General features: G+C 64.4%; 12 protein-coding genes. 8 read left to right on the plus strand and 4 right to left on the minus strand.

The annotated features are described in order from the left end of the window. Positions 1 to 6: 6 nt before the first annotated feature. Positions 7 to 1,722, minus strand: a complete 1,716-nt coding sequence (gene mptB / locus B7E02_RS08060) for a polyprenol phosphomannose-dependent alpha 1,6 mannosyltransferase MptB (RefSeq protein ID WP_425429790.1) — start codon at positions 1,720 to 1,722, stop codon at positions 7 to 9. A gap of 313 nt (positions 1,723 to 2,035) precedes the next feature. Between mptB and B7E02_RS08065 the strand changes: the two genes are divergently transcribed. From B7E02_RS08065 to B7E02_RS08095, 7 genes are read left to right on the plus strand one after another with little or no spacing between them, the layout of a single operon-like run. Next, a complete protein-coding gene (locus B7E02_RS08065; protein WP_080794855.1) occupies positions 2,036 to 2,746 on the plus strand; it encodes a helix-turn-helix transcriptional regulator in 711 nt (236 codons plus the stop codon). After that, positions 2,743 to 4,188 carry a Fe-S cluster assembly protein SufB gene (gene sufB, locus B7E02_RS08070; protein WP_080794856.1) on the plus strand — a complete coding sequence of 482 codons (1,446 nt, stop codon included), beginning with the start codon at positions 2,743 to 2,745 and terminating at the stop codon, positions 4,186 to 4,188. Before B7E02_RS08065 ends, sufB begins: the two co-directional genes overlap by 4 nt. Before the next feature lie 5 nt (positions 4,189 to 4,193). Further along, entirely contained in the window at positions 4,194 to 5,372 is a 1,179-nt protein-coding gene (gene sufD, locus B7E02_RS08075) for a Fe-S cluster assembly protein SufD (protein WP_080794858.1), read from the plus strand. 48 nt (positions 5,373 to 5,420) lie between these two features. After that, positions 5,421 to 6,179, plus strand: coding sequence for a Fe-S cluster assembly ATPase SufC (gene sufC, locus B7E02_RS08080; protein WP_080794859.1), 759 nt, complete (start codon positions 5,421 to 5,423; stop codon positions 6,177 to 6,179). 1 nt (position 6,180) lies between these two features. Beyond that, positions 6,181 to 7,449 (plus strand): cysteine desulfurase, encoded by a 1,269-nt coding sequence (locus B7E02_RS08085; protein ID WP_080794860.1) that lies wholly within the window; start codon positions 6,181 to 6,183, stop codon positions 7,447 to 7,449. Next, complete coding sequence (gene sufU, locus B7E02_RS08090; protein ID WP_080794861.1) at positions 7,446 to 7,892, plus strand: Fe-S cluster assembly sulfur transfer protein SufU; 447 nt, start codon at positions 7,446 to 7,448, stop codon at positions 7,890 to 7,892. Before B7E02_RS08085 ends, sufU begins: the two co-directional genes overlap by 4 nt. Next, positions 7,889 to 8,275 (plus strand): metal-sulfur cluster assembly factor, encoded by a 387-nt coding sequence (locus B7E02_RS08095; RefSeq protein WP_080794863.1) that lies wholly within the window; start codon positions 7,889 to 7,891, stop codon positions 8,273 to 8,275. The genes sufU and B7E02_RS08095 overlap by 4 nt, the downstream gene beginning before the upstream one ends. On the opposite strand, the gene B7E02_RS08100 is transcribed toward B7E02_RS08095, so the two are convergent. Continuing rightward, complete coding sequence (locus tag B7E02_RS08100) at positions 8,272 to 9,342, minus strand: lycopene cyclase family protein (protein WP_080794864.1); 1,071 nt, start codon at positions 9,340 to 9,342, stop codon at positions 8,272 to 8,274. The two genes, B7E02_RS08095 and B7E02_RS08100, sit on opposite strands and share 4 nt — an antisense overlap. 2 nt (positions 9,343 to 9,344) lie before the next feature. Then, on the minus strand, positions 9,345 to 9,908 hold the full coding sequence (locus tag B7E02_RS08105) for a hypothetical protein (protein WP_080794865.1): 564 nt from the start codon (positions 9,906 to 9,908) through the stop codon (positions 9,345 to 9,347). Between the two features lie 77 nt (positions 9,909 to 9,985). Here B7E02_RS08105 and B7E02_RS08110 point away from each other — a divergent pair, with 77 nt between their 5' ends. After that, the gene (locus B7E02_RS08110; RefSeq protein WP_080794867.1) at positions 9,986 to 11,617 is read left to right on the plus strand and encodes an ABC-F family ATP-binding cassette domain-containing protein; all 1,632 of its coding nucleotides are present in this window, start codon (positions 9,986 to 9,988) and stop codon (positions 11,615 to 11,617) included. Positions 11,618 to 11,644: 27 nt separating this feature from the next. On the opposite strand, the gene B7E02_RS08115 is transcribed toward B7E02_RS08110, so the two are convergent. Next, positions 11,645 to 12,169, minus strand: a complete 525-nt coding sequence (locus tag B7E02_RS08115) for a hypothetical protein (protein WP_080794868.1) — start codon at positions 12,167 to 12,169, stop codon at positions 11,645 to 11,647. Positions 12,170 to 12,202: the final 33 nt, after the last annotated feature.

Below are 12,202 nucleotides of genomic sequence, written 5' to 3' on the forward strand. Positions count from 1 at the left end.
GATAGTTCAGTCTAAACCAAAAGTTTGACGCCTCCTCATTACCCCCCAGCCAAGTGCGACGATGAGCAGGAAACCGATCAGGGCGCCGAAATAAATGGCGAATATCGGTCCCGGTGGCAGCGCGAGACCCCTTGGTAGGACGAAGAAGCTCATTGCCGTGGAGTAGGCCACCACGCCGATCTGGAAGAAGAGTCGGTTCGCCCACGCGGAGAGGGGGAGAATCGCCCAGAGCAGGTACCAGGGATGGACCACCGGAAACAGGATCACCAGGACGAAGGTTGCCACCCCCAGCCCGCCGACGGCATGGATGCGTCCGCGGTAGGTGGCGAAGAGCATACGGAGCATGAACGCACCCGCGACCAGAACGCCCGCGGAGCGGGTGACGGTGAGAATGGCCGTGGTGTGGTCGCCGAGGCCCAGGAGCATGCCGATGAATCCTGTGATCACCCCGATGTCAGTGGTCATGGACATCCAGCTTCTGATCGTGGCGGCACCGCCCTGTCCGCTGATCCAGCCCGGTCCCACGCCGGTGATCACGGTGACAGCCGCCACGGACACCACCAGTACCACGATCTGGATGAGGATCGCCACGCCCAGGGCTGTGACGGAGTTCCTCTCCCTGGCGCGTAGCTCCCTCGCCAGGGCCATTCCGACGAACCCGAGGGCGATGAAGCCGGTTACCTTGACCATTCCCGCACAGGAAATGAGGAACCCGCTTGCCGCCAGCATTCCGATCGCAGCGCGCCAGTGCCCGACACGGACCGCGTCGACGGCGCGCAGTCCGAGCTCGAGGCCCACGAGCATGAGTCCGAGGAGCAGGGACTCGTTGTGGATGCCGCCGATGAGATGGAGGATGAGCAGCGGATTGAGAATACCGAGCCAGATGGCAACCTCGGGGGACACCCGGCAGCGTCGCGCCAGCTTCGCCATCGCCCACCCCGCGGCGATCACCCCGAGGATGGACACGATTCTGTGACCGTAGACACCGGCGATGATGCTGTTGTCGGTGATCCTGCTTATCGACGCCGCGATGCCCAGGGCGACCGGACCGTAGGGGGAGGGGGAGTGGGCCCAGATGAAGGGCACGGATCTGGCCAGATGATTGTCCGGGCCCAGAAGATCCAGGGGGCCGCCGGAATAGGGATCGAGACCATCGGCCACCGTCGCCCCCTGCGCGAGGTAGGAGTAGATGTCCTGGGTGAACATCGGCGCGGTCAGTGAGATCGGCGCGATCCAGGCGACGAAGGTCCTGCGCAGCATCGCGATGCTGACCCGGGCGGGTCTGCTGTCGCGCCTGGTGATGGAGACCCCGGTGAACGGTGCCATGAGAACCCACGCCAGGACGAGCAGTCCGACACCGATGAGCACAATCATCGAGGAGGTCTGGAGCATCCTGCTCATCAGGTTGCCGCCGGGAAAGGCGACGTAGGGATTGTTGACAACGGGAAGGGCCCCGGCGCCCAGTGCGCCGAAGGCGATCATCAGTGAGCCGACGGTGCCGATGTAGCGCAACGTGGCGAAGCGGCGGACCTCCATGCCGGAGAGGGACGCCAGTTCGCTACCGGAGTCGCTGTTGATGTGCAGCGCCGAGGACCGGGATCCGGCGACCCCGAGATAGGGAAGCTCATTGGCGATGGAGCGGAACGGACCGGGCAGACGACTCCTCCAGGCTGCCGCCCCGGACGCCCCTGGTTTCGGGTCCTGCTTCACGTCGTCGGTCACGGCCAACAGTGTACCCATGGCGCAGACCTTCGGAGAGAGCTCACACCCGTGTCATTTGTGACACGACAGTCATGGAATCACTCTTGTGATGCGGATCACTCAACCATATTCGGGCCGGCGGAGCACGCTGCATGGATAGGTGGACCTAAGTGGAGCATCCGGATTCCACGGACGACATCGGGCAACCGGGAGACCCCGGGCCACGGTCGGGGAATTGGACAGGGGAATAGAATTAAGGAACACTTGTGTTGTCTAAAAGTGAAGGTGAAAAACCGTAGGTTGAATTCGATCGTGGGAGCAGGAGGTGACATCGATGGGCAGCGTTTCCGAATCCGGTACCGAGATGCGCAACGTCGAAGGCGACACGCGCCGCCACATCATGTTGATCCTGCTGGAACGGGCCCCCTCCACCACGGCCGATATTGCGGAACAGCTTCAACTTTCCACAGCAGGAGTGCGAAGACACTTAGACAACCTGGTCGAAGAGAACCTTGTGGAGGCCACAAAAGCCCGCCACAATCCCGGCGGGCAGAAAGCCCGGGGCCGGCCGGCGAAATCCTTCCGGTTGACCGACAAGGGACGTTCACTCTTCGGCCATGAATACGATACCCTCGCCACTTCGGCACTGGACGCCCTCCGGGAAATCGGTGGGGAAGGTGCGGTGAGGGAGTTTGCGCGGAGGCGGATCGCGACAATCGTCGAGGGGATCACCCCGGCGGATGTCACGGAGAAATCGGTGGAGCACACAGCCCGGGCTCTGGCCGAGGCCTTCAGCAGACACGGTTATGCAGCAACAGTCGACGGTGCCGGTGCCGGACTGCAGATATGTCAGCACCACTGCCCCATTTCCAATGTCGCTTCGGAATTCCCGGAGCTCTGCGAAGCGGAGCACCACGCCGTATCCGAGCTGTTGGGGCAACACACCCAGCCACTGGCCACCATTGCGGACGGCCACGGTATCTGCACAACCAATATTCCATTGACACCCATTACCCACACTTCTGATGAAAGGAGCGGATCATGACTTCGACAACGACGAATCCAGGGGTTTCCGAACCCCTGACCGATGACCAGATCATCGAGTCCATCGGACCGTACAACTACGGCTGGCACGACTCCGATGACGCGGGATCCTCCGCACGGCGAGGACTGAACGAGGATGTCGTCCGCGATATCTCCGCCAAGAAGAACGAGCCGGAATGGATGCTCCAGCAGCGTCTCAAGGCACTGTCCATCTTTGAGAAGAAGCCGGTCCCGACCTGGGGCGCGGACCTCTCGGGCATTGATTTCGACAACATCAAGTACTTCGTCCGCTCCACCGAGAAGCAGGCACAGTCCTGGGAGGATCTCCCGGAGGACATCAAGAGCACCTATGACAAGCTCGGCATCCCGGAGGCTGAAAAGCAGCGCCTGGTCGCGGGCGTGGCGGCTCAGTACGAGTCCGAGGTAGTCTACCACCAGATCCGCGAGGACCTGGAGGAAAAAGGTGTCATCTTCCTGGACACCGATACCGCACTCAAGGAGCACTACGATCTCTTCAAGGAGTACTTTGGAACCGTCATCCCCGCAGGTGACAACAAGTTCTCCGCTCTGAACTCCGCGGTGTGGTCCGGTGGATCCTTCATCTACGTGCCCAAGGGCGTCCACGTGGACATCCCGCTGCAGGCGTACTTCCGCATCAACACCGAGAACATGGGCCAGTTCGAGCGGACCCTGATTATCGTCGACGAGGATGCCTACGTGCACTACGTCGAAGGCTGCACCGCTCCGATCTACAAGTCGGACTCCCTACACTCCGCCGTCGTGGAGATTATCGTGAAGAAGGGTGGGCGCTGCCGGTACACCACCATTCAGAACTGGTCGAACAACGTCTACAACCTCGTGACCAAGCGGACCAAGGTCGAAGAGGGCGGCACCATGGAATGGGTCGACGGCAATATCGGTTCAAAGGTCACCATGAAGTACCCGGCCGTGTGGATGACGGGACCCTACGCCAAGGGCGAGGTGCTCTCCGTTGCCTTCGCCGGCGAGGGTCAGTTCCAGGACACCGGTGCCAAGATGACGCACATGGCCCCGTACACCTCCTCGAACATCGTCTCCAAGTCCGTCGCCCGCGGTGGCGGACGCGCCGCATACCGCGGCCTGGTACAGATCAATGCCAACGCCCACCATTCCACCTCGAACGTGGAGTGCGACGCGTTGTTGGTTGATGATATCTCCCGCTCGGACACCTATCCCTACAACGACATCCGCAACGACCACGTCTCGCTCGGCCACGAGGCCACCGTGTCCCAGGTCTCCGAGGAGCAGCTGTTCTACCTCATGAGCAGGGGACTGGCCGAGGAGGAGGCGATGGCGATGATCGTCCGTGGATTCGTTGAGCCGATCGCCAAGGAGCTGCCGATGGAGTACGCCCTGGAGCTCAACCGACTGATCGAACTGCAGATGGAAGGATCGGTGGGCTAAGCCCAATGACTGAAGCAACTGTTGTAAAGAATGCAACCCCGCACAACACCAAGGGTGATGTGTTCACCTCGTACAACGTCGAGGATTTTGATATCCCACGGGGCCGCGACGAGGTGTGGCGTTTCATTTCGCTGCGCCGCCTCAGGGGTCTGCACAACGGTGAGTTCGCTCCCGCCACCACCCCGGACGTGACGGTGGAGATCCCCGCCGACGCGGAGGGGGCCTCCCACGAGGTCGTCGGTCGCGACGATCCGCGCCTCGGTCGGGCGGGTGCACCGGTCGACCGCGTCGCCGCACAGGCGTGGACCTCCATGGAGCAGGGTGACATCGTCACTTTCGCCCGCAACACCCACAACCCTTCGCCCGTGACCATCACGGTCAACGGCAGGGGCGAGGGCCTGACCTCCTTCGGTGCGATCTCTGTCGAGGTGGAGGAGGGCGCTGATGCCATCGTCACCCTGCGTTACCTCGGTTCCGGCACCCACGCGGACAACGTCGAGTTCCTCGTCGGTGACAACGCGCGCCTGACGGTGATCGTCGATACGCACTGGTCCGAGGACGCCGTGCACCTGAGCAACCAGCTTGCCCGGATCGGTCGGGACGCCACCCTGCGCCACACCATCGCCACCTTCGGTGGCAGCGTCGTCAGGATCGTTCCCCGTGTCATCTTCACCGGACAGGGCGGCGACGCCGAGATGCTCGGCGTCTATTTCGCCGATGACGGCCAGTACTTCGAACAGCGTCTCCTCGTCGACCACGCGGTGCCGAACTGCCGCTCGAACGTCCTCTACAAGGGTGCGCTGCAGGCGGACAAGACCTCAGACAAGCCGGAGGCCCGAACCTGCTGGGTCGGCGACGTGCTGATCCGTGCCAATGCCCACGGCACCGACACCTATGAGGCGAACCGGTCACTGGTACTCACCGAGGGTGCCCGCGCCGATGCCATCCCCAACCTCGAGATCGAGACGGGGCAGATTGTCGGTGCAGGTCACGCGGCCACCGTCGGCCGATTCGACGACGAGCACGTGTTCTACCTCCAGGCCCGCGGCATCCCCGCGGACGAGGCCCGCAGGCTGATCGTCCGTGGCTTCTTCAACGAGGTCATCAACAAGGTACCGGTCCGGTCGATCCGTGAGGAACTCGAAAACCGCGTCGGATCCGAGCTCAACGCGCTCGGAATGTAACAGCAGCTTCTCCAGTACAGATCCGCATAACCCCGAAAGTTTGTCTACATGAGCACTCTTGAAATCCGTAACCTGCACGCCCAGGTCCTGCCCTCCGACGCGTCCGCCGAGCCCAAGCCCATCCTCAAGGGTGTGAACCTGACCGTCAACTCCGGTGAGATTCACGCCATAATGGGCCCCAACGGTTCCGGCAAGTCCACCCTTGCCTACACCCTCGGCGGTCACCCCCGCTACGAGGTCACCGAGGGCGAGGTGCTTCTCGACGGCGAGAACATCCTCGACATGGAGGTCGACGAGCGCGCCCGCGCCGGACTCTTCCTCGCCATGCAGTACCCCACCGAGATCCCCGGCGTCTCCATGGCCAACTTCCTGCGTTCCGCAGCGACGGCCACCCGCGGCGAGGCACCGAAGCTGCGCGAATGGGTCAAGGAGGTCCGCTCGGCCCAGGAGCGGCTCTCCATCGACCCGGAGTTCTCCAACCGCTCCGTCAATGAGGGGTTCTCCGGCGGCGAGAAGAAGCGCCACGAGGTGCTCCAGCTCGACCTGCTCAAGCCGAAGTTCGCCGTGATGGATGAGACCGACTCCGGACTCGACGTCGACGCCCTGCGCATCGTCTCCGAGGGAATCAACGCCTATGAGCAGGAGACCGACGGCGGAATCATCCTGATCACGCACTACAAGCGCATCCTCAACTACGTCACGCCCGACTTCATCCACGTGTTCGCAAACGGCCACATCGTGACCACGGGCGGACCCGAGCTCGCCGACAAGCTCGAGGCTGACGGCTACGACCAGTTCATCAAGTAACATGTCCAAATTCCTCAATGCCGACGGCAGCCTCGACGTGGACCGGGTGCGGGCCGAGTTTCCCATCCTTTCGCGTACGGTCAGGGACGGTGCGCCGCTGACCTATCTGGATTCCGGCGCGACCTCGCAGCGGCCGGAACGGGTCTGGCGCGCGGAGGAGAGGTTCGTCCTCCACACCAACGCCCCCGTGCACCGCGGCGCCTATCAACTCGCCGAGGAGGCCACGGACGCCTACGAGGGTGCGCGGGACAAGATCGCCTCCTTCGTCGGCGCCGGGCACGAGGAGATCGCCTTCACCAAGAATGCGACGGAGGCGCTCAACCTCGTCGCCTACGTCCTCGGCGATGACCGTTCCGGGCCCTACCGAGTGCAGGTTGGCGACACCGTAGTGGTCACCGAGCTCGAGCACCACGCGAACCTGGTTCCATGGCAGGAGCTGTGCCGCCGCACCGGTGCGACGCTGAAGTGGTACAAGGTCACCGCGGACGGGCGGATCGATCTTGACTCACTCGAACTCGATGAGACGGTCAAGGTTGTAGCCTTCACCCATCAATCCAATGTGACCGGTGCGGTCGCCGATGTCCCCGAGATCGTGGCCCGTGCAAAGGCTGTCGGGGCACTCACGGTCCTCGACGCCTGCCAGTCCGTGCCCCATATGCCGGTGGATTTCCATGCGCTGGATGTGGATTTCGCCGCGTTCTCCGGGCACAAGATGCTCGGCCCCTCCGGGGTCGGCGTCGTGTACGGCCGCAGTCCTCTTCTCGATGAACTGCCCCCGTTCCTCACCGGCGGTTCCATGATCGAGGTTGTGACCATGGAGGGCTCGACCTACGCGCCGGCGCCCCAGCGATTCGAGGCGGGCACCCAGATGACCAGCCAGGTCGTCGGACTCGGTGCCGCGGTGGATCTGCTCAGTGAGATCGGCATGGACGCCATTGCCGCCCATGAACACGCCCTGACCGCCTACGCACTCGAACGAATCCGGGAGATCAGGGGCCTGCACCTGGTGGGGCCGGCCACGGCGGAACACCGCGGGGGAGCGGTGAGCTTCCACGTCGATGGCATCCACCCGCATGATCTGGGCCAGGTTCTCGATGACCAGGGTGTGTGCGTCCGCGTCGGTCACCACTGCGCGTGGCCCGTGCACCGGTGCATGAACGTACAATCGACGGCACGCGCATCCTTCTACCTCTACAACACCTTCGCAGAGGTCGACAGCCTGATCGAGGGAATCAAACAGGCGCAGAAGTTTTTTGGAGTTGAACAATGAGACTTGATCAGATGTACCAGGAGGTGATCCTGGACCACTACAAGAACCCGCAGCACAAGGGGTTGAGGGAACCCTTCGATACCGAGGTTCACCACGTCAATCCCTCCTGCGGGGATGAACTCACTCTCCGGGTCAGGCTCTCCGATGACGGCACGGTGGTTCAGGATGTCTCCTATGACGCCATCGGCTGCTCGATCAGTCAGGCATCGACCTCGGTGATGGCCGAGGAGATCGTCGGGCGTCCGGTCGAGGAGGCCATGAGCAAGCTCAGGGAGTTCGAGAAGATGATCGTGTCCCGTGGCCGGGACGAGGGCGACGAAGACATCATCGGAGACGGCGTCGCCTTTTCCGGTGTGGCCAAGTACCCGGCACGCGTCAAATGCGCGCTGCTGGGGTGGAAGGCATTCCAAGCAGCGACAGCACAGGCACTGGAGGAGAAATGACCAACCCGAATTCCGAAAGCACCTTCGAGGCCCCGGGGATTGAACGTCCCGAGCAGTCGGAGGCGGACCTGGCAAAGGCGAGCGATGTCGAGGAGTACATGCGCGATGTCATCGACCCCGAGCTGGGCATCAACGTCGTGGACCTCGGACTGGTCTACGACATCTACATGATCGACGGCACCGAGGCGCACATCGACATGACGCTGACCTCGCCGGCCTGCCCGCTGACCGACGTGATCGAAGATCAGGCGCAGGCCGCGGTCGTGGGCAACGGCGTCGCGGAGAAGCTCTCCCTGAACTGGGTGTGGATGCCCCCGTGGGGTCCGCACATGATCACCGAGGAGGGCCGCGAACAGCTGCAGGCACTGGGCTTCGCGGTCTAGTCCCGCGCACCCCAGGCAATAGCCCGGGGAAAGGCCCTGAGCACCGCAAGCGCGGTTCCCGGGGCCTTTTTTGCCACCCGCAGGAAGATGCGCAGCATCACCCCTGCCGTTCGGACGGGGTCCGAGCCGGTCAGATAGGCTCTGAGATCATCCTCCCCGAGAGCGAGGACGACGGAGAAGAAGCGCCGTGTCTGGGCGGGTGACAGCCTGAGCAGCACCGCGAGGCCGCGACGCTGCAGGAAGTGGTTGAGATGCCACGCCGCGGGCCGCGGGCGACGCCCGGCGAGCACGCGGTCGAGCATTCCATCGGTGGCCGCCAGCACCTCGCCGACGCTGTAACCGGTCGCTGGGTGCATCCATCCCGCGGCGCCGCCGATATGGACGCGGCCGCCCCTGCGATCGCGGGGGACTACACCGGGACCCAGCGGAAAGTCCACTATCTCCGTACCCGCTATCCTCCCTGTGATTCCCAGCATGGCCATTCGTGCCAGGCATTTTCTCTCCAGCAGCGGCAATAGCTCATCCGGAGGATCCGTGGTCGCCAGGATCGTTTCCTCGATGAGCCAGTGCCCCCCGCCGAGCGGGATGCGGTAGCTGAAGGTCGACGGGGCGTCACCGAAGCCAGGGACGGGGGAGAAGTCCATCAGCACCGCGTCCGGCTCCCGGTCGGTGGTGATGATGAATCCGTGGGCGAGCTGCCTGGCCGACAGAGTTGACTCCGGAACACTGATGAAGGTGTGTGCCGCCGGCAGCCGCTTCGAGAGCGGGGCGGAGCCGCGGAGGACCGGGAAACCACCGAGCCGCTTCTCCCACTTCGGCGCGAGCACCACGTACCGCGACCGCAGGCGCCGGCGTACCCCGTCCGCGATGACCCAGGGGCGGAACTCGGCGGCGATTCCGGCGTCCGGGAACCAGCCCGGAATCTGATCCGCCCACACCCCGATGGTGCCCGGCGCGTTCGGCCCCGCGGGGTCGATGCCGAGAACCCGGAGTCCGCGGGCGGCCGCGCGGTGTGCGGCCACGGTGCCGGAGGGGCCGAGTCCGATGACGGTGGCGTCGTAAAGCATCGTCAGAGCAGGCAGCCGGTCAGGAAGGCGGCGTTCGCCGGGTGCAGCGCGAAGTCGGAGGGACGGTCCTCGAAGGGCCCGGGCGACCCGTCGGCGATGTCGGACAATGCGTTGACGCAGAATTCGACACGTTCGCCGAAATCGGCCCCGGAGGTGATCACACTGCCCAGGACCCGGCCACGTTCGAAGGACTGGTCGTCCGTGGCGGCGGTGACGATGAAGGCGAGGAGTGCGAGGCCGAGGACCGGCCCGATGTACCCTCGGCGTGCCCGGGGTTTAGCCGGGCTCTGCTCCCGGCCGTAGTTGAGCACCTCACCATGGACGGTGGCGTTGCGCTGCCGGGGGTCCGGTACGGGAGCAGCCGAGAGATCCGTCACCGATGCAGGTGCGATCCCGTACTTTCCCAGCTCCTCCAGCAGTTCCCGGTGCGCCGGTGGCCGGGCGAACCGCAGGACCATGCTGCCCCGCTGATATTGGTTGAGTGTGTAGGAGACGCGGTAGTCCGTCCCCGACTCCGATCCCGTGGTCGAATCTCCCTGGCCCTGCGGAATTCTCCTGGCGCTCATGCCTTACCACCCTAAGCACTGTCGACGGATGGCGTCGGGAATTGATCGTGGCGGAGGAGTTGATACACTGAGCCGTTGTGATTGTCACCAACGACCTAGAGGTGCGCGTCGGCGCACGAACCCTGCTCAACGCCCCGGGCCAGCATCTGCGTGTGCAGCCCGGAGACCGCATTGGACTGGTGGGTCGAAACGGTGCAGGTAAGACAACGACCATGAGAATCCTCTCGGGGGAGACTCAGCCCTACGGCGGGTCCGTGACCACCTCCGGCGACATCGGGTACCTGCCCCAGGATTCGCGTGAGGGCAACATTGAGCAGACGGCGCGCGACCGCGTCCTTTCCGCCCGCGGGCTCGACCAGCTGCGCTCCTCCATGGATCGGCAGCAGGAGATCATGGAGGCCACCGGCGACGACCGCAAGCGCGACGCCGCGATTCGGAAATACTCGCGTCTGGAGGAGCAGTACTCCTCGCTCGGCGGCTACGAGGCTGATTCCGAGGCCGCCCAGATCTGCGACAACCTCGGGCTGGAGGCACGCATCCTCGACCAGCCGCTCAAGACGCTTTCCGGCGGACAGCGCCGCCGAGTCGAACTGGCGCAGATCCTCTTCGCCGCCACCAACGGCTCGGGCAAGTCCAAAACGACGCTGCTTCTCGACGAACCGACCAACCACCTCGACGCCGACTCCATCCACTGGCTCCGCGGATTCCTGTCCAAGCACGAGGGCGGGCTGATCATGATCTCCCACGACGTCGAGCTTCTCGACGCCGTGTGCAACAAGATCTGGTACCTCGACGCGGTCCGCGGCGAGGCGGACGTGTACAACATGGGCTTTTCCAAGTACAAGGACGCCCGTGCCACCGACGAGGCACGGCGCCGCCGCGAGCGCGCCAACGCGGAGAAGAAGGCCGGTGCGCTGCGCGACCAGGCGGCCCGACTCGGTGCCAAGGCGACGAAGGCGGCCGCAGCGAAGCAGATGATCGCCCGTGCGGAGAAGATGATGGGCAGCCTCGATGAGGTGCGCGTGGCCGACCGCGTCGCACACATCTCCTTCCCGGAGCCCGCCCCCTGTGGCAAGACCCCGATGAATGCCACGGGACTGACCAAGATGTACGGCTCGCTGGAGGTGTTCGCCGGTGTGGACCTGGCCATCGACAAGGGTTCGCGCGTGGTCGTTCTCGGTTACAACGGTGCGGGCAAGACCACGCTGCTCAAGCTGCTCGCCGGAGTTGAACGCACCGATGGCGAGGGCGGCATCGTCACCGGCCACGGCCTGAAGATCGGCTACTTCGCCCAGGAACATGACACCATCGACCCGGACAAGTCAGTGTGGCAGAACACCATCGAGGCCTGCCGCGACGCCGATGAACAGGACCTGCGCGGACTCCTCGGATCCTTCATGTTCTCCGGTGAACAGCTCGACCAGCCCGCCGGCACGCTTTCCGGTGGTGAGAAGACCCGTCTGGCACTTGCCACCCTCGTCTCCTCCCGCGCGAACGTGCTGCTCCTCGACGAACCCACCAACAACCTCGACCCGATCTCCCGTGAACAGGTCCTCGGCGCGCTGCGCACCTACACCGGTGCCGTCGTCCTGGTCACCCACGATCCCGGCGCCGTCAAGGCACTCGAACCGGAACGCGTCATCGTGCTGCCCGATGGAACCGAGGATCTCTGGAACGACGAGTACATGGAGATCGTCGAACTGGCGTAGCGGTTGGGTCCGAGGCACGACGCCGGGCTACGGCGCCCATCCGTTGATCTTCTGTTCCACCGCGCACAGCGCGGCATCTGTGATGCAGCCCTGCCCGCAGGCGTGCCGTGTCTGCCGCTCGCCCGTGGACGGATTGGGGTTTCCCAGAGAGTCGGTCCCGTACCCGCAGACCGCGGCGGGACAGGTGCCACCTTCTGCCACCGGGATGTCACTGAGGTCGTAAGCCGGCTCGGCCCCGAGGTTGTCCCAAGTGCGATGGGCGGGATCGCTCACGAACGCGTCGGTGCCTGGGCACCGGTTCCCGGCTCCCGTTGATGTCCAGATTGAATCCGGCGTCGCTTGCTCCCGGGTGGGCAGGGGAGCGGGGTCCTCCGTGAGGGCGGGGGTTTCGCTGGTTGCATGCGCGTGAGTGGTCGGTGCCGGGCGGGACGAGGTCGGGGAGGTGATGCTGGTGGCGGTCGTTGGAGGCGGTCCCGGAAGGTAGTCCGCGCAGCATGCGGTAAGTCCCGCCGAGATCGCCACCGCGGATATGGTGAGCAGGATGCGTTTCATGGTCGGGTCCCCTCGGGAGCGCCGGGGCGCTGC

Source organism: Corynebacterium pacaense (assembly GCF_900169525.1).
Lineage (GTDB): Bacteria > Actinomycetota > Actinomycetes > Mycobacteriales > Mycobacteriaceae > Corynebacterium > Corynebacterium pacaense.